Source organism: Sporosarcina quadrami (genome assembly GCF_014836615.1).
Lineage (GTDB): Bacteria > Bacillota > Bacilli > Bacillales_A > Planococcaceae > Sporosarcina > Sporosarcina quadrami.
In genome coordinates this window covers 31,775-50,833 of sequence record NZ_JACSQN010000007.1, presented here as the reverse complement: position 1 = coordinate 50,833, position 19,059 = coordinate 31,775, and the positions used below count along the sequence as shown (strand labels likewise).

At 43.4% G+C, this 19,059-nt stretch carries 15 protein-coding genes; 12 read left to right on the top strand and 3 right to left on the bottom strand.

Annotated elements, in window-relative coordinates; translation table 11 throughout:
• Window position 1 precedes the first annotated feature (1 nt).
• From leuD to H9649_RS09055, 5 genes are all read left to right on the top strand, one after another.
• On the top strand, window positions 2-586 hold the full coding sequence (leuD, locus tag H9649_RS09075) for a 3-isopropylmalate dehydratase small subunit (protein WP_191694430.1): 585 nt from the start codon (window positions 2-4) through the stop codon (window positions 584-586).
• Between the two features lie 150 nt (window positions 587-736).
• Window positions 737-1,684: a hypothetical protein gene (locus H9649_RS09070; RefSeq protein WP_191694429.1), complete on the top strand. Its 948-nt coding sequence runs from the start codon at window positions 737-739 to the stop codon at window positions 1,682-1,684.
• A 111-nt stretch (window positions 1,685-1,795) separates the two neighbouring features.
• The gene (locus H9649_RS09065; RefSeq protein ID WP_191694428.1) at window positions 1,796-2,227 is read left to right on the top strand and encodes a hypothetical protein; all 432 of its coding nucleotides are present in this window, start codon (window positions 1,796-1,798) and stop codon (window positions 2,225-2,227) included.
• 312 nt (window positions 2,228-2,539) lie between these two features.
• Window positions 2,540-2,755: a hypothetical protein gene (locus tag H9649_RS09060; protein ID WP_191694427.1), complete on the top strand. Its 216-nt coding sequence runs from the start codon at window positions 2,540-2,542 to the stop codon at window positions 2,753-2,755.
• Between the two features lie 40 nt (window positions 2,756-2,795).
• On the top strand, window positions 2,796-5,060 hold the full coding sequence (locus H9649_RS09055; protein ID WP_225229776.1) for an S-layer homology domain-containing protein: 2,265 nt from the start codon (window positions 2,796-2,798) through the stop codon (window positions 5,058-5,060).
• A gap of 48 nt (window positions 5,061-5,108) precedes the next feature.
• Here the strand turns inward: H9649_RS09055 and H9649_RS09050 are convergent, their stop codons facing one another.
• The gene (locus tag H9649_RS09050; protein ID WP_318241674.1) at window positions 5,109-7,112 is read right to left on the bottom strand and encodes an S-layer homology domain-containing protein; all 2,004 of its coding nucleotides are present in this window, start codon (window positions 7,110-7,112) and stop codon (window positions 5,109-5,111) included.
• A 315-nt stretch (window positions 7,113-7,427) separates the two neighbouring features.
• On the opposite strand from H9649_RS09050, the gene H9649_RS09045 reads away from it, so the two are divergent.
• From H9649_RS09045 to H9649_RS09035, 3 genes are all read left to right on the top strand, one after another.
• A complete protein-coding gene (locus H9649_RS09045; protein WP_191694426.1) occupies window positions 7,428-8,891 on the top strand; it encodes an O-antigen ligase family protein in 1,464 nt (487 codons plus the stop codon).
• Window positions 8,892-9,163: 272 nt separating this feature from the next.
• Entirely contained in the window at window positions 9,164-11,392 is a 2,229-nt protein-coding gene (locus H9649_RS09040) for an S-layer homology domain-containing protein (RefSeq protein WP_191694425.1), read from the top strand.
• A 110-nt stretch (window positions 11,393-11,502) separates the two neighbouring features.
• The gene (locus H9649_RS09035; protein ID WP_191694424.1) at window positions 11,503-12,648 is read left to right on the top strand and encodes a polysaccharide pyruvyl transferase family protein; all 1,146 of its coding nucleotides are present in this window, start codon (window positions 11,503-11,505) and stop codon (window positions 12,646-12,648) included.
• 163 nt (window positions 12,649-12,811) lie between these two features.
• On the opposite strand, the gene H9649_RS09030 is transcribed toward H9649_RS09035, so the two are convergent.
• On the bottom strand, window positions 12,812-13,483 hold the full coding sequence (locus H9649_RS09030; protein WP_191694423.1) for a LytTR family DNA-binding domain-containing protein: 672 nt from the start codon (window positions 13,481-13,483) through the stop codon (window positions 12,812-12,814).
• A gap of 191 nt (window positions 13,484-13,674) precedes the next feature.
• Here H9649_RS09030 and aceA point away from each other — a divergent pair, with 191 nt between their 5' ends.
• From aceA to H9649_RS09010, 4 genes are all read left to right on the top strand, one after another.
• A complete protein-coding gene (gene aceA / locus H9649_RS09025) occupies window positions 13,675-14,958 on the top strand; it encodes an isocitrate lyase (protein WP_191694422.1) in 1,284 nt (427 codons plus the stop codon).
• Window positions 14,959-15,017: 59 nt separating this feature from the next.
• Entirely contained in the window at window positions 15,018-16,592 is a 1,575-nt protein-coding gene (aceB, locus tag H9649_RS09020) for a malate synthase A (protein ID WP_191694421.1), read from the top strand.
• 17 nt (window positions 16,593-16,609) lie between these two features.
• On the top strand, window positions 16,610-16,735 hold the full coding sequence (locus H9649_RS09015) for a YhfH family protein (RefSeq protein ID WP_191694420.1): 126 nt from the start codon (window positions 16,610-16,612) through the stop codon (window positions 16,733-16,735).
• Window positions 16,736-16,857: 122 nt separating this feature from the next.
• Window positions 16,858-18,024, top strand: a complete 1,167-nt coding sequence (locus H9649_RS09010) for a pyridoxal-phosphate-dependent aminotransferase family protein (RefSeq protein WP_191694419.1) — start codon at window positions 16,858-16,860, stop codon at window positions 18,022-18,024.
• A gap of 69 nt (window positions 18,025-18,093) precedes the next feature.
• Here the strand turns inward: H9649_RS09010 and H9649_RS09005 are convergent, their stop codons facing one another.
• Complete coding sequence (locus H9649_RS09005) at window positions 18,094-18,948, bottom strand: glycerophosphodiester phosphodiesterase family protein (RefSeq protein WP_191694418.1); 855 nt, start codon at window positions 18,946-18,948, stop codon at window positions 18,094-18,096.
• Window positions 18,949-19,059: the final 111 nt, after the last annotated feature.

The following is a 19,059-nucleotide window of genomic DNA, read 5'->3' as shown; positions in this document are numbered from 1 at the left end:
CATGAAACCTATAAATGAAGTTCGGAGTGTCATGACTCCTCTTAACCGGAAAAACGTAGATACCGATCAGATTATCTCAAAGGAATTCCTTAAACGAATCGAGCGGACTGGATTCGGTAAATACTTGTTTTACCATTGGAGATTCAATGCGGATGGAACGGAGAATAAAGCGTTTGTATTGAATGATGAACGCTTTGCGGGTTCAACTATTCTCGTTGCGCATGATAACTTTGGATGTGGCTCCTCAAGGGAACACGCACCGTGGGCGATCTTGGATTATGGTTTTCAAGTCGTCATTGCCCCGTCATTCGCAGATATCTTCCATAATAACTGTTTTAAGAACGGCATTTTGCCTATCCGATTGTCTGTCAGTGAAATTGAAGAACTGCTTTCAAAGGGACTCCAGCATCCTTATTCGCTTGAAGTGGATTTGGAAAAGCAGACTGTCACAGGTGAAGATGGAAAGGCTTATGCTTTTGAAATTGATCAGTATTACAAGCAGATGTTGTTGAATGGTTGGGATGAAATCTCGTTGACATTCCAGTATGAAGAACAGATTACGAATTATGAAAAAATGCATGCCTGATTGATGAACCTTCCTTATTTATCGAGGAAGGTTTTCTATTTTTATTCACAAATCCACCTGTCTATCCATGTCGAACTCATGTATAATACATAGAAACGTATATTACTAGAGTCTATGACATACTTACTATATAAATGATGGGGTGGCAACGTGTTTATTTCAGCACTGAATGATCCGACGACGTTTTCCATGCATGTGAAAGATACAAATAGTACTTCAGAAGACGGATGGCGCAAAGTCTGGGGTAAAGAAGCGGCAGCAATTAATCCGTTGGCGGCTGTCAATCAAGGAAGAAACTCTCTAATTATGGAGTCGATACGTAAAAATGACTGGACTGATTATCATCAGTTCCAAGCAAAACAACATCCTGCTTGGTATGACAAAGTCGGCGGAGAAATGAAACAGAATAAGTTATATTACGGTAATCTAATTGATGTGCAAAACCGTTCAGTACAAGAAGCGAAACAGTCCGGCGACAAAGCGGAAATCGCGAAACGTGAAGCGCATTTGAATGATTTAATCAATGACTTTAAAAACGCTCCAGGTGCGGTTCCACATGTAATCGCGTTTGCGAATAACTCAGATCTTGCAAAAAAGCATGATATTCCGAAAGTCGCAAATGACTGGTTCAATTCACCTTATAATAACGCGATGGCCGCTTCTCAAGGGAAGTTTGAAGACAACTATTGGTACGAAAACCCGTTTTTTGCAGATAATCCTGGCGAGATGGATTTTGCAATAGCAGCGGTACAGGAAGTACGCCCTGATATAGCGAAAATTGCAGCGTCTATTAATAAAGGTGCGTATAGAAATAATGTTGCTTCTTCTTCATTTAGTAGTGCTGCTATTCCGCAAGAAGAACTTCCTGTGGAAAAGATTGTTGAGCAGAAAACTGAGCGTATTTTGGAATATGCGACTGAAGTTGTCCAAGAAGCATCGACAATGAAAGTGGAGCAATTTGCGCAACAGTTCGCTCCGACAAATCTAGCTGCAGAGTTGTTTGCTAAAAGACAAGAAACAGTGGCTAAATCATCACATGATTATTTACTCGATCTCATGAATCAGAAGGCTGACGATCGAAAGTTTTCTGTTGGTTGATTCGAAAAATGTGAATGTATTGTTATGAACATATGGAAAAGTGCGAGCCTTGCAGCTCGTGCTTTTTTTATGCTATCATGGCACCTATATTCTCAAAAGGAGGTTTTCGGATTGAAGAAAACAGCAATATTTGCTGCAATGTTAGGGTGCTCAGTCGTCCTTGGCGCGTGCAGTGACAAAGAGGATACGAGCAAGAAGGATGCTGACACGCCGACAGAAGAACAACAGCAGGAAGAGCAAGCGCAACAGAATCTTGAAGATCAAGGCGCTGTCGACAAAACAGGTTCTGCCAAATCAGATGACGAGCTGAAAGAAGAAATAGGCAATGAAGAAGGTGTTACATCTGTCAGTCTTATTGTTACGGAAGATAGTGGCGGTTATGTATTGCTCGATATCGATGCGGATGATGCAATGAGCGAGGAATCGGCGAAGGAACTGACTTCGAAATATTTGAAGAAGGTCGAGGAGAAATATCCTGACCATAAAATAGATATTCAAGTCCGTAAAAGCGGCGAAACATTTGCACAAGATACGAAGGAATGACTAATAGAAATATAGTTACTATAAAACCTCCTAGTTCGTAGGAGGTTTTCTATTGCAGTTTTATGGTATGATGAAATCTGACATTATATGAGGTTTTCTGCTGTGAGGGAAGTGTGTGGTTGAGCGATTGTGGAGTCGTATTGAGCGGAAATCGTGCGACATTGAGCGGTTGTGGAGTCGTATTGAGCGGAAATCGTGTGGCATTGAGCGGTTGTGGTACCATATTGAGCGGAAACCGCGCGACATTGAGCAGATGTGGTGCAACATTGAGCGGTTGTCGTTTCTTCTCGTGCAAATACGGGCGCACGTGGCATGTTTACGGGCGCTGCTGGTACAAATACGAGCGCACGCGATATGTTTACGAGCGCTGCCGGTACAAATACGAGCGCACACGACATGTTTACGAGCGCGGCCGGTGCAAATACGGGCGCACGCGACAAGTTTACGAGCGCGGCCGGTGCAAATACGGGCGCACGCAATAATCTCACACACAACACGCACTCACCAAAATTATACATAGCGACATGAAATTGCGCTAAGGCGTTACTTAACAGGAGGGACAAGAAACATGTCTAGTTCAAAACTAATGAAAGTCATACTGGCGACGATGCTAACAATGACGCTTGCACTATTCGGATGTAACACGATTGGTGCGAACTCGATGGAGATCGATCAAAGCTTCTCCGATATACATAATGAGTTCTGGGCAAAAGATGAAGTGACTCAGTTAGTGGATATGGGGATTATTAATGGTTATCCGGACAAGCAATTCAGACCTGCACTTGAAGTATCACGTGGGCAGGCCGCAAATCTGTTATCGACGGCACTTAAATTGCCCGATGCTCCCTATCGTCCGATTTTCAAAGATGTGAGCAGTAAGTCGTCCCATTTAAAAGGTGCGATGGCCACATTTGAAGCGGAAATTTTCCTCGGGAAAGAGGATGGCACGTTTGGTGTCGGGGATTCATTGACACGTGAACAAATGGCAACTGTTATCGTCCGTGCATTCAAATTAGAGGATACTGGCGAAGACATTCAGTTTGCTGATCAAAACAGAATAAGTGAATCCCATAGAGAAGGGGTTAAAATTCTTGCACAACATGGTATCACTACTGGTAAGGAAGACGGCACATTCGATCCGAAGATTGCTGTGAACCGTGCGACATATGTCGTATTCCTTCACCGTGCAATGGTCGAAACCGGCAAAATCCAAGAGACTCCACAGGTTTCATTCAAAAAGGCGGGAACGTACGGCGATTTCAAACCGGTCCGTCATGAACAGAATTTCGTGGAAGTTCCTGTTTCAAAAACGGACAAAACGTACTTAAGATCGAATTCCTATTTGCAATATGCAGGGGAGAAGACGATTAAGCACTCACACGCTTCTGATACGGTGTACACGTATACGATTTCCGGAATGTCCGGGGCAGTCGTGAATGTGACGAAAAGACAACTTGAAAACGGCGATTATTTCATCTTCACTGAGCTAAGAAATCCGCAACGTATGCCTGTAACAGTCGATCTCATTCAGGCGGAAAGCGGCTTAACAAAAGGAATTTTACGTGAATACGGGCGTTATCCGATTAAGAAAGATTCCGACGGTACATTCGGATTCGATATGACAACATATCCGACAGGAATTTTTGAGAAGACTCTCACAGAAGGGGAAAAGGCACAGAAAATGATCGGGAAAGCTTTCCGTTCTAAAGAACTTTCTCTCAAGTATCCAAATGGCGAAAGCAGCCATACACGTGAACTGATGGATGAAAGTGAAGCATTCAGCAGCATCTTGCTTGGTGAGACGCAACTTTCTGTCTATACATTGGAATCACGTGGTTACGATATTGTCGATCAATGGCTACTAATTTCTGATCAACAGCTCTTTTCATCGAATCAAAAGATGGACGACTGGATGCTTGAATCGGCTATCTACTATAAGAAGCGCAACAAATGGTACACAGCGAACGGTCCTTACAATAAAATGGCGACGACAATCGAGCCGATGCCTGCTTCAGGACGAGGCTACGGACGGAATCTTCTGCTTGTGAAGGAAGACCGTGTCATGGCGAAATATAATGATACACAAGAACGGTATTACGAGAGCCTACTGTATAATTCATTTGCCAATCTCGATATTTTCAGAGGCGACAAGACGTATTGGGAAACGGAAGTAACAAGCACATATTTGAAAAATCTGTTCGGCATAACGGCACCATTTGTCGATACGCGATTCAATGAGCAGATTGCATTGTTCCTTTATAATAGCGGGAAAGAGTTTGGTCATAACGACTATAACCGTGGTTTGATTAACTATGCCGATCTTCTTGTCTCTCAAAAGAGCAAAGGGAATATTATTAAAGTGGATGCTGATTCTTTCTATATCCAAGATTATTTCCCTTCCAAACAGAACGTCAAAACACATACATCCATGAACCATTTACTTGGGGGCATGAACATTCTTCTGCTCGCATACAAGGAAACAGGTAAGCCGGTCTACTTGGAAACAGCGGAAAGTCTCCGCTCTGCGATTGAAAAAGATGCTGATAAATGGATCCGTCCGAATGGAGATATTTGGTACAAAATGTCGCCTGACCGTACGCTAGTCGGCGAAGATTATATCCATCTCACATTGGAAGATCTGATTCATTCTTACGAAATGTGGTTAGACGTAGATCCATCCAAAGTCGATGTATTTGAACGGATGATTCGTTCGAAAGCAGGGTATATGGATAAAAACGAAAAAGGCTACACGACAAAGATTAAAAATGGCTTAGACCGTATTAATATGCCTGAATTGTTGCCGGCAGGAGCCGAACATACAGATGCGCTATAAGTAAATAAGAAAAATCCTCCACATATGCGGAGGATTTTTCTTTTCATATTAATCGATTTTATTGACAAGATCTGAGCGAATCCACCCGAAATCAGAAGGAGGATTGATGTCTGCAAGAATCTTATACCAAACGTATCCGTCGCTGCCTGTCGTTTCGTCAACTATGACAACAGGGTATCCAAAGGATGCTTCAAATCCTGGACTTTTCGGTTTGTATGTGAAGAGTTTGTTATCATACGAAACTTCCGGGCTTGTTCGAACATTTACACCCTCTTTACCTGTGTAATTAATGCTTCCAAGTTGTACTTGCTTGTAATCGCGGTTGCCGAGGAACTTGTCCATTTTCCACATATGACCGGCGATTTTACTGCCCCAGTTCGGATCAGATGCATATTTCACGTTAAAGCCAACAGCTTTATTACCCGGAACCGCACCATTTGAGTGAGCGCCAAGTGGGTTGGCGTAGTTCAAGTTCATGTAGCGTTGAATGAACGCATTAATACTGTTTTCAGGTGTCGCATAAACTTCGCCCATTTCGGGAGAGGAGTCAAAAACTTTAATGCCGAAAATGTTATTTTTCTTTTGAGCGTTGTCGCTTATACCATAGTCACTTTCGTGAATAGCTGTCGCAAGAATGAACATGGCATTTACGCGATACGTTTCTTCAACGGACTTCAAGTACGTGCCAAGTCCTATTAATTTTGAATTCACAGTTGCATTTGCATAACGCTTTGCACCTGTACTTTGACGATCCTGTAGTGCATATTGGATATATGCATCAAGTTCTGCCGCTGAATAGCTAGTCGGTTGGCGGACTGATTGGAACTGGAAGTACGGATAATGTGTATACACTTTTCTAGATCCGACTTCAGTGAAATGCACACCGTCAAGGCTTGTATATGTAGCTGCAGGCATTGTCGGAGGTACAGGTCCAATTGAGTAAATCCCTCTTGTTTTTGAAAGATTATCGTACGTATAATGTGTCAAAATACTATTGCTGTCGACCATGTAATAATCGTAACCAGTTACTAGATCGGAAGGGACGAGGTCGACTTCGCTATGTTTTGCGTAAAAGGTCGTACCCGCAAGTTCAACGATGACATAATCGCCACCGCTACCGATATATTTCATTTCACGGCCTTTTTGGATGTACGTCACTTCATCACGCAATGATGAATTGCTGTAGAGGGAAGTGAGCTGTTTTTTATTATTGGAACCGAAAGCTCGTCCCGCTTTCATTTTAATGATTTTGCTTCCCTTTTGGATGACATCTATGGACGAAGATGCATTGTAAACAGCCAATGCATCTTCATAAGTTGTGTATAAAGCGGTTGTAGGAACGATTTGTCCATTTGATACTGAACTGACTTTATAGATTTCAGGATCGACATCAGGTACTGTCGGTGATTCCGGATTGGATGGATCTGTTGGTACTTGTGGCTCTAATAGTTGCGCTGCAGCTTCCATTCTGAATAGGAAAGCGGCTGCATGGGCAATCGTTGCACTGTTTTTAGGCTTGAAATAAACCCCATTCTTTTGGTGATCGCCACGAATGATTCCTAAATACACTGCAGCAGATACAGGTTCTTTAAAATTTGCCGATATTTGGTTTGAATCTTTGAATGTGAAATCTGTCTTTTCAATTGGTAGATCCATATAGCGGAATGCTTTATAAATCATGCCTGCCATCTGCTGGCGAGTAATTTTGTCGCTCGGCTTGAACGTCCCGTCAGGATAACCAGACAGTAGACCAGCGCCTGCAGCATTTTGGATTTCAATCGTCAAATTGGAACCTTTCTTTAAATCTTTGAACGTATATTTAGTAGAAACAGGTAAATCCAAAGCGCGTGCGAGATAAGAGGCGAATTCGGCACGAGTGACGGCTTTGTTCGGATTAAATTTGCTGTCCGTGCGAATAACGTTCTTTTGAATCCAATAATTAAGTTCTGTTTCCATTTGATGACCAGACACAGTACTTGCTTCCGCTGATTGCTGGAATAGCGGCGCAAACACCAGTAACATGAGTAAGGTAAAAATCGTTATTTTTTTCACCGGGAAACCTCCTTTTATGCATCTTCTATAATACTAGCAGATATATTATAAAATAATAAGGTGTAATTTATTTCAGATGTCAGATTCATAGGTTAAATAGAATTGAAATTTGAAAAGTGGCTACTACATGCTACATTCTTCACTAATCTTCTATTGAAATGAATTTTTTTTAAAATGGAACTAAACTATAAACCGCTACGTCTTATTAGATGCTATAATGACTTAGGGCAATTACCTACTGCCATAGTGGAAAGTGGCGTTTTAATCATAGACAAACGTATTTGGAGAACATATTCAGAAAGGGATTTATTTTTTATGACTACACTAACAAGTAAACTGAGAGAAAAAGATACAGTCTATTTCATGATCGCATTGGCGGTCATTTGCATTGCTTTATTTTTGCCAACTTCTATTGCACTAGTGTTAACCGCGCTATTTTTTACGGTCTTCACATTTTTAAGACCGCAACAAAGTTTACTATTCCTCGTCATCTATGTCAGTATCCGTCCTTTGCTAGTTGAAGTGAACACCGGATTGAAGCTGATAGGGGATTTGATTACATTCGTGGCTTTCGCGCGAATCGTCATTGCAAGCAGAAGCAATTTGAAGTCGCTTTTCACATTCAAATGGTTTGAATGGTTCTTCTTTGCATTACTCATTGCAGGCTCAATTAGCGGCTATGTAAACGGCGTTTTACCGTCAGCAATCATTTTCCAAGTACGTACTTTTATCATCATGTACTTGCTGTATTACATCATTGCGAGAATGGTTTTACCGGACAACTGGCTGAAACGTCTTGCATGGATAACCGTTTGGACAAGCTTGATAGCATCTGTTCATGGTCTCATTGAAAAACTATCCATGAGACAATTGCTGTTGCCAGACGTATGGAAATATAAAACGTTGAGTACAACAAACTTTGTCCGCATTTACGGTCTGCCTGGCAATCCGAACTCCATGGCATTGCTTTTGCTGTTCGGGATCATTTCGCTATTGTTCCTACAAAGCATCTATAAAAACGAGAAGTATAAATGGTTCTTGAACATCACTCTTGTCGTTTTCCTAGGCGTATTCATATTGACATATTCACGAGGAACGTGGATTTCAGCATTCGTACTTGGAGCAATCTTCATCGTTCTATCGAAAAACTGGCATCTGTTAAAACGGCTTATCGTTACAGGGGTCGCTTCGATCATTTTAATTTACTACCCTGTCAATTTAGGTGTCCAATTCGTCGCTTCCTTAGGCGTTGAACCTCCTGATGATTTGACACAAAGCATTGGCGGCCGATTCGGTGAAACATTTGATGAAAAGAATCTAGCGCTCATGTCGGAAAGTGGACGTTTCTTCTATATTAGTAAAGGGTTTGAAATCTTCAAAGCGTACCCGGTTATAGGGTCAGGATTCGGATCGTTCGGTGGATCCGCCACACTATCCTATGGCTCGCCAATCTATGATCATTATGGAATCAGATCCGATGTATATGGAGGAAAATACTTCTATTCGGATAATCAATACATTCAGATCATCACGGAAACAGGTGTCATCGGTGTCATCCTGTTTGCAGGCTTCCTTCTCGGAATGCTGTATCTGTTCTGGAAGGAACGAAAAACGACAATGGGTAAGTTCATGATCGCCCTCTGGTTCGCAACAGGCGTCTCCGGCTTCTATTATAATATTTGGGAACTGAAGCTTTACACGATGTTCTACTTCATCCTGTTCGGCACATTTGCCTCGATGACTATGCAATATGCGAGATTTAGTATTAAAGATAAATAAACAGAACCCATCCACGGTGTACGAACTTGGATGGGTTTTTAACTTTATGTACTATGATAAATCACTCAATTCCTTCCAAAACTCCTTGAAATGACCCATTTAACAAGACTTTCGAGTCGGTAAATTGTACACTATTTACCCTATTTCCTTCTTATGTATTATAGTTTTTTAACTATAACTTTGGTAAGCTAAAACTTGATTCATAGAAAGGAAGGTGTCGACTTATCAATAATCAAGTACATTCTTTGAAAACATTAGGGAAAAAAGTCGTAATGACAGCAGCTGCTGTTTCACTCATATTTGCACTACCAGCAGGTGCTTCGGCAAAAACTACAACAGTGGAAAGCTACCCAGTCTCATCAGGTGTCACCTATTCACACTACACGCATGCAGGCTCAAGCCATGTGAATACAGTCAGTGTAGATTTAAACGATCCGCATACGAAATTAGACGTTGGAATACCGTCTCCACTCACCAAACGTGAAGCGACAACGACACTCGCAAACCGCGACAGCAAAGACGGGAACCGAGTTGTCGGAGCAGTTAATGCTTCATTTTTCGACATGAAGTCGGGCATTCCGATGTATTTAATATCCCAAGGGAATGAAATCATCAACGGCGGCGTCATCTCAAGCTCACGTGATTATTACGTCAGCAAACCAATCGCGTTTGGAGTCATGAATGATGGACGCGCTGAAATTGATGAATTCAATTTCAATGTTGGCATCACGCATGCAGGGAATAGTTTTCAAATGACTGGCCTAAACCGTGAGCGTCAGGCGGGCGAAACAATTATCTTCACACCACAACATATATCAACTGCTACGGGTTCCAATGAATTCGGAATTGAAATCGTAGTCGATACAGGATCACCAGTGGACTCTACATATTACGGTCAGCAACTGACTGGTAAAGTTGTGAAAGTTAGAGATTATGGCTCCAAAGAGAAAGTGACAATCCCGAAGAACGGATTTGTCATTTCAGCGCACGGACAAAAAGCACTTGATCGGATGAAAAACATCAGAATGGGCGATTCCGTAACAATGGATCTCACAATCGATGCAAAATGGATGGATTCTTCATTCATGCTGGCAAGCGGTCCGATGCTGTTAAAAGACGGCAAGCCATATATTACGATGAACACAGACAACTGGCGTGCAAAAGCGAAAACAGCGCGTACAGCTATCGCCATTAGTAAAGATAAGAAGAAAGTCGATCTAGTTACTGTCGATAACAAAAGCGGCTACAGCAACGGCATGACGTTGACGCAATTTGCGAACTACCTATCAGCACAAGGCTATGACCGCGCCATCAACTTTGACGGCGGCGGCTCGACTGCAATGGGTATTCGTAAATATGGCAGTAACACAGTCCAGTTAGCGAATCGTACGACTGAATCGAGCCAACGAAAAGTATCAGCTATCGTTGAAGCAATTAGTACAGCTCCGGTAAGCGATCCTGCGCATATTAGCGTTTCTCGCGGACAAGTCGGGGACATGCTCGTCGGTGCTAGTGTACCGTTGACTGTGAACTATGTGTTGGATCAGTACTATAATCCACTCAAAGTTGACGGCTCTCAACTGACAATAACAGCAGAACAAGGCAAAGCTACAGGTTCAGGAACGACAATTACTGCAACGGAAGCAGGGGACGATCGCATTAATATCCAATACGGGGGAGCGAAACAGTCCTTCCCGATAAAAGTCGTAGATGCTCCTGCAAAATTGACGATTTCACCAGCCACATCAAACATTGAACCAGGTACAACAAAACGTTTCACTGCAACGGCAACTGACGCAACAGGAAAACCTGTCATTTATTCACCTGAACAACTTACGTGGAGCGTGACAGGAAATATTGGAACCATTACAGAAACAGGTACATTTAAAGCATCATCGACACCAGGCAAAGGATCCATTAATGTTAAGCTTGGAACGAAAACGACGTCAATGGCGATTGAAATGACTGACGGAACTCCAGCATTTACAGATATTCCGGCGGATTACGCCTACTATAATGAAATCCGTTTCTTGAAAGACCTAGGTTACATTAAAGGCGATATCGATGGGAAATTCAATCCGGGTCAGACGTTGTCTCGCGAACACGCAGCCGTTATTTTAAGTCGCGTATTCAACTTGGACACGTCAGCTGCAGGCGCTCAGCAATTCAGCGACGTTCCGACAACACACCGCTATTTCAATGAAATCAACGCTATCGCATCAGCGAACTATGTCGGCGGAAAAGGTGACGGCAGCTTCGATCCAGCAGGCGAACTGACACGTGCACAAATGGCGGCAATTCTTGTCAAAGCGTACAAGCTTTCAGGCGAATCTTCGACTAAGTTCAAAGATGTCCCGACGAGTCACTGGGCATACAAACAAGTTCATACCCTTGCCAACCACGGCATTACGACGGGTAATGAAAAAGGAAACTTCGAACCGAATAAACCGGTGAACCGTGCGCAATTCAGTGCATTCCTCTACCGAAGCATTAATCAGTAAACGACTACAAAGCTGCAGATCCGTCCAATCGGGTCTGCGGCTTTTTTCTTTAACGCGCAAGCATGCTATACTAGACACATTATTTCATTACAGAAGGAAGTTGTTAATATATGAGAGTAGGCATTGTAGGAAATTACGGAAACGATAATAACGGCGATGAAGCGATTCTATTAAGTCTCGTTAAGCAAGTGACCGCGACTTTTGGTATTGAGACGAACCAGTTAACGATTTTCAGCAATAATCCCCAACAGACTTCTGAGCGCTACGGCGTCGACAGCTATCCACTCTATTACCGCAAAGGTAGCGCGCCGAAAACGTTCTTTGAAACGTACAAACAAAACAGACCAATCGTGAAAAAGCTCGACTTGCTGATTATTGGCGGTGGAGGCATACTTATGGACTTGTACCGAACAGAAGCGCCACTTTACGGCTCTTATGCCATGATGGCGAAGCAGTCGAAAACGCCATACGTCGTCTATGGGTGTGGCGCTGGACCGCTACAAACAAATCTTGGTAAATGGTTTATACGCAATATGTGCAAATACGCACAAAACGTTTCTGTTCGTGATCCGGAATCCGCACAACTTCTCAAATCAATCGGTGTAACGAAACAAGTGGACGTCATCGGTGACCCAGCGTTTTCATTGCGCGATGGACAAGCGAAAGAGAAATCTTCCTCGCCGAAAAAAATCGGTGTCACTGCTGTTCCTTATTACAACGCCGACTATTGGCCTGAAGGCAATGAAGAGCTATACAACAACTATATAACAGGAATGGCTAAAAACTTGGATAAGCTTGCAGAAGGAAACGACGTGGACATTACATTTTTCGCAACGAAATTTCCCCAAGACGCCAACGTGACAAAGGATATTCAGCAATTAATGACACAAAGCGCGAAGACTTCCATTATGGATGAAAATCTATTGCCGAGCGATATTCTCAAAGTGACTGAACAACAGGATATCGTCATCGGCACAAGATTGCATTCACTCATACTCGCAACGTGTACGGAAACGCCAATCATGGCAATTTCGTATCACCATAAAGTGAATGACTTCATGAATCTCGCTGAATTGGACAAGTTTTCATTCCCAATCGGAGAGTTGCACGACAACGATACGTATTTCTTGGAGGCTTTTAATTCAATGAATGAAGATTGGCCAGCGACTTTGAACGACACAAAGCAGTTATCGAAGAAGCTGTATGAAGAAGCGATGAATGGGACGAAGCAGTTTACAGATGCAATAGGAAAATGAGTTGAATAGAGGTGGCTAGGCGGCTATCACCGCTTAGCCGCCTTTTATCACCGCTTAAACCGACTCTATCACCGCTTAATCCCGTTCTATCACCGCTCGCCCATTTCTATCCAGAAATAAAGCGCGCCTCTATCGAAAATCTCACCAATATGTCTGTTCCACACTAAAACCCTAGCGCACACCGCACTTCATTCACATACGACTGGCTCACCGGCAATTCAGTGCCGTCTTTCAACGTCACGACCAAGTTCGACGAAAAGTCGCGCGCAATTCGTTCGATGCATGTTGTGTTGACGATGTACGAACGGTGGATGCGCAAAAAAGTTTGTGGAAGGCGCGTCGTCAGTTCTTTTAGTGTGTTTGCAATGCTGTATTGTCCGTCTTCCGTGTAAAAGAATGTCTTCTTCTGGAAACTTTCGATATGTGTAATCTTATCGATTGGTACAGGAAACCATTCGTGTTCTAGTTTGCCAGTCAGCATACTTACCGCGGATATTTTCTCCTGTTCATATGTCGGAGGGAGTATGACAACCAATGCCCCTAGCTTACCGCGCACTTCAATCGGATAGCCGATGCCGTAATATGGGAAATCCGATAATGTCTGATCTAGTATAAGCTCAACTTTCCGCTTCAACTTCAACACCCTATCTGCCACACTGTCTGCCGCGATCGGCTGCCCTTCTATTAATCGGATATCATGTTGGCCTGAAAAATAATAACTATAATGTCCGTCCATCGCAATCGCCAAAGAGGCGTTCCTCGGAATCCAGTCCTTTAACAAATCAGTATACTGTTTCAAAAACTCCTTGCTTATCTCGATATTATCCATCGTCATCGATCTTCCTCCCATACGAATTCGTCCGTCTATTTCGTCGTTCATCGTGAAAATAAACCCTTTTGTCGTAATACACTGACAGTTAGTATATTCTGTTATATATTAATGTATAACATCTTTGACTGTTATGGAACAGTAACAAAGTCACAAATCCAACAGTTGAACAAATTCAATGGAAGGTGTGGACTGGAATGACAAATCGAAATGAGCAGATTGAGCAGTTGGAAAGAAGCTGGCGGGAGGACACGAGATGGAAAGGGATTGAGCGGGGCTACAGCGCTGAAGAAGTTGTAAAGCTTCGTGGCACAATTCAAATCCGCCATACATTTGCAGAAAAGGGTGCATCGCGCTTGTGGAAATCACTTCATGAAACGGATTTCATCAATGCATTAGGCGCATTGACAGGCAACCAAGCGGTACAGCAAGTGAAAGCTGGTTTGCAAGCAATCTATTTGAGCGGTTGGCAAGTGGCAGCAGATGCCAATATGGCGGGCCAGATGTATCCTGATCAAAGTCTATACCCCGTAAATAGCGTACCGAATGTCGTTAAACGCATTAACCAAGCATTACAACGCGCAGATCAGATTGACCATGCGGAAAACAGAGCAGACGAATTTGATTGGTTCGCTCCGATTGTCGCGGATGCGGAAGCTGGCTTCGGTGGACCACTCAACGTCTTTGAATTGATGAAAGCGATGATTGAATCTGGCGCTGCGGGTGTCCACTTCGAAGATCAGCTGGCATCTGAAAAGAAATGCGGCCATCTTGGCGGGAAAGTGTTATTACCGACACAAAATGCAGTGAGAAATCTCATTTCTGCGAGACTAGCAGCCGACGTCTCAGGAGTGGATACGATCATTATTGCTCGGACAGATGCGGACGCAGCGGATTTGATAACGAGTGATATCGACGAACGTGATCACGCATTTATTACAGGAGAACGAACGCCGGAAGGATTTTATCGCACGCGGGCAGGGGTGGATCAGGCGATTGCACGAGGATTGGCTTATGCGCCTTATGCGGATCTCATCTGGTGTGAAACGTCCACGCCTGATCTGGATGAAGCACAGCGGTTCGCAGATGCCATCCATGAGAAGTTTCCTGGCAAAATGCTTGCTTATAACTGCTCGCCTTCATTCAACTGGAAAGCGAATTTGGATGATGAAACGATTGCGAAGTATCAGCGTGAGCTAGGAAAGATGGGTTACAAGTTCCAATTCGTCACATTGGCAGGCTTCCATTCATTAAACCATAGCATGTTTGAATTGGCACATGACTATAAAGATCACGGGATGGCCGCTTATTCCAAGTTGCAACAGGCGGAATTTGCGAATGAATCCAAAGGCTACACAGCGACCCGTCATCAGCGGGAAGTTGGAACAGGTTATTTTGACGAAGTCGCGCAAGTCATTTCAGGTGGTACATCGTCTACGACTGCGATGAAAGGTTCTACGGAAACTGCACAGTTCGTCTAAATTTCAACTAACTTACCGAAAGGGTGTTTCCTCTGGCGACTCAAGAAATACGATTCAATATGAATATAGCTGGTAACATGACAGCGGGCACGGAAGAGATTTTGACGCCCGAGGCATTGGAGTTCCTTTATTGTTTGCACGACCAATTCAATGGACGCAGAAAAGCGTTATTGGAAAATCGGCGACATAGACAACTGCGATTCGACGCAGGTGAAAAGCCGGATTTCCTGGATGACACAAAACATATCCGAGAAGGGGATTGGACAGTGGCACCAATTCCAGCAGACTTGCAGGACCGGCGCGTGGAAATTACGGGACCTGTCGACAGGAAGATGATTATCAATGCCCTCAACTCAGGGGCAAAAGCCTTTATGGCGGACTTCGAAGATGCAACGTCCCCGACATGGTCGAATATGATCGAAGGGCAAGTCAATATAAAAGATGCTGTGCGCAAGACGATTGAATTTCACCAGCTGTCAAACGGCAAAACATATAGGTTAAATGAAGAGACAGCCGTACTTCTCGTACGTACACGTGGTTTGCATCTGGATGAAAACCACGTTCTCATCGACAAGGAACCAATGGCAGGAGCATTTTTCGACTTCGGTTTGTATCTATTCCATAATGCGGCTGCGTTGTTAGCGAGAAATACAGGTCCATACTTTTATTTGCCAAAGCTTGAAAGTCATTTGGAAGCAAGGCTATGGAATGATGTCTTCGTCTTCGCGCAACAAAAGCTAGGGATTCCAAACGGAACGATAAAAGCGACAATGCTTATCGAAACAATACCAGCAGCATTCGAGATGGATGAAATGCTTTACGAACTTCGTGATCACGCTGCAGGGTTGAATTGTGGACGTTGGGATTATATATTCAGCTTCCTTAAAAGACTGCATAAGCAACACGATGTAATCTTGCCTGAACGGGGCCAAGTAACAATGCTCGCGCCTTTTATGAGAGCGTATACACAATTGTGCATCCAAACTTGCCATAAACGGAATGCCTTCGCGATGGGAGGAATGGCTGCACAAATTCCAATCCGTCATAATCCAGAAGCGAACGAAGAAGCGTTCCGTAAAGTCGCTGAAGACAAGCGGCGGGAGACACTTGACGGCCATGACGGCACATGGGTTGCTCATCCGGGACTCGTACCAGTTGCTTTAGCGGAGTTCGATAAGCACATGCCGACGCCGAATCAGCTTCATCGAAAACGGGAGGACGTCCATGTGACTGCAAGCGATCTTCTCGAAGTACCAGAGGGAAGCATTACAGAAGAAGGATTCCGCATGAATATTCATGTAGGTGTCCAGTATATCGCTTCCTGGTTGAATGGAAATGGAGCGGTACCCATTAATCATCTCATGGAAGACGCGGCGACCGCGGAAATTTCAAGGTCACAAGTTTGGCAATGGATTAGGCATCCTGAAGCGAAATTGATTGACGGAAGGGAAATTACGATAGACCTGTTCAAAACAGTATTTAATGAAGAAATGGAAAACTTGAAAACGCTAGTCGGTGAAAAGGAATACCGTTTAGGACACTACAAAGAAGCGGGTGAGCTGTTCGCAGAGCTAACGTTAAATGACGAGTTTGAAGAGTTTTTGACGATACCGGGATACGGAAAACTACAATGAAATCGGAGGAGATTCTTATGAATAAAACAGAAGAACAGCATAAGTCGATGAAAATTTGCCAAGAGTGCGGGTGTGAAATCGTGGAGAAGGTAGAGTCTCTACTCTACGAATGTGAACGGTGTATCGGCAAGCATAAAGAATAACAGCACATGGCTTTATTTCAGGAACTTCTGGAATGAAGCCATTTTATGTGAATGAAATAAAGGATTAATTCTCGGTAATGGCGAATTGAAAGAATGTACACACAAACAAGGGGGAATCGCATATGAGGAATGAAGAAATGTTATTAATACCTGGACCGACACCTGTCGTAGATTCAATCTATGATGCAATGGCAAGTGAAACGAGAGGTCATACGGATCCCCGTTTCGTCGAAATCTACAAGCGATCCATTGAAAACACTCGTGACATGTTTAAGACGGATGGGGAAGTCTTTGTCGTAGCGGGATCGGGAACAATTGGTATGGAAATGGCGCTTGTCAATACAGTCGCTGCAGGAGAACGCATTCTCATTATAAGTCATGGCTACTTCGGTGATCGATTCATACAACTTGGGAAAGCGTTCGGAATTGAAATGGACGTTTTACAAGCGGAATGGGGTAAACAAATTTCTATTGAAGAAGTGAAAAATAAATTACAAGAGCATACATATAAGGCTGTGACAATTACGCATGCAGACACATCAACAGGTGTAGCGGCTGATTTGGATGCGCTCGTGCCAGTCATCAAAGCTCACGGCGCTCTTGTCATCCTAGACGGCGTATGTGCGACAGCTGCGATGGAAGAGGATATGAGCAATGAATATGGTGGAGCCGGGAACAAGATAGATGTTGTTTTAACAGGTTCACAAAAAGCGATTGGTGTGCCGCCAGGACTTGCGATTGTTGCATTTAATCAAACCGCATTGGATGTTCGAGCGAAGATGGACCGTGTACCGGCTTATTACAGCGATATTCAGAACTGGATTCCAATCATGCAAGATCCATCGAAATACTTCGCAACACCGCCTGTGAACTTAATCTATGCGTACGATGAAGGCATGAAAATTGTCATGGATGAAGGATTAGCTAAACGGTACACGAGACATGCGGCATTCGGTCGAGGCGTCCGAACGGCTCTTCGTGAATACGGAATGACGCCGCTTGCTGAAGAAACGGTGGCAGCATCTACGCTTAGCTGCATTCTTTATCCAGAAGGTGTAAAGGATGTGGAGTTCAGAAAAGCACTAGCCGATAAAGGTGTAATTGTAGCGGGCGCTCTCGCGCATTTAGGTGGTAAAGCTTTCCGCATCGGTCATATGGGGAACACGACTGAGCAAATGCTCATCGATTGCCTTACAAAAATCGGTGAAACGTTGAACGAACTAGGTCAATCCGTAAATACGGAACAAGCCGTAAACCGCTTTAAAGAAGAAGTGCAAGCAATCGTTTGAAAAAAGGCCTCATCTTTCAATAAAAGAGAAAGGTGGGGCCTTCATCATTTTATTCGTCCTAAAGTTGCTCTACTGCTCGTCCAACATCCGCTTAGCAACATCAGGAGCGTCAGTGAAAATTCCATCTACACCAAGTTGAATCATCGTTCTAATTTCTTCGTTGTCATTCACTGTATACGGATGAATATGCAATCCGGCACTATGAGCACGTTCTACAAGTGGCTTCGTCACAATGGATTTTTCAACACCAATACCAGAAGCGTATTCCGATACTTTCTTCAAATGCCTTTTCGTCAGCATCGATTCCTTTTTTTGTGAATATAGTTGTATGAGCGGAATGTCAGGTTCTTCCGCGTGAATGTATTGCAAAGAAGCCGGATGGAATGACTGTACGATAATTTTCGGTTTTTCGCCCGTCATAGGCAATAGACCGTACATATGTAATTGTCGCAACAGTTCATTCTCAATAGCGCGCTTTGAATCAGTCGTTTTAATCTCAATATAGTAATTAACGTCGGTGCCGAAATGATCGAAAATCTCTTCAGTACTGACAATGCGTAAAGGATCTGTAACGTGATTTAACGATACAGGTAGTATGCCGTCATAAACGGAAGACCTCGGTATTTCTTTTAACTCTTGGAAGGTGATGTCAGAAACTGCGCGTTTGGCGCCGTTAGAAACAATAAAGCTGTCGTGCATCGCAATCAATTCGTCATCACGCGTCTGTTGGACATCTAGCTCGATATAGTCCGCCTGCATTTGCACGGCTAATTCATAAGCGAGAAGCGAATGCTCTGGTGCATAAGCAGATGCACCACGATGTGCAATGATGAGGAATTCATCTTCAGGCAGCGGTGCAGTATACGTTGCTGCTGAACAAGCTGACAGCAGGACGAGCAGTAAACTGAGCATTATTTTATTCATGGATTATCTCCTTATGTAAAGAAATTGTAAAAGTACGAAAAAAGGAAGGATTATCTAATGCTCCTGTCGAAATATGTCATTAGCACTCTATTAAATAGTGCTACATAGTGC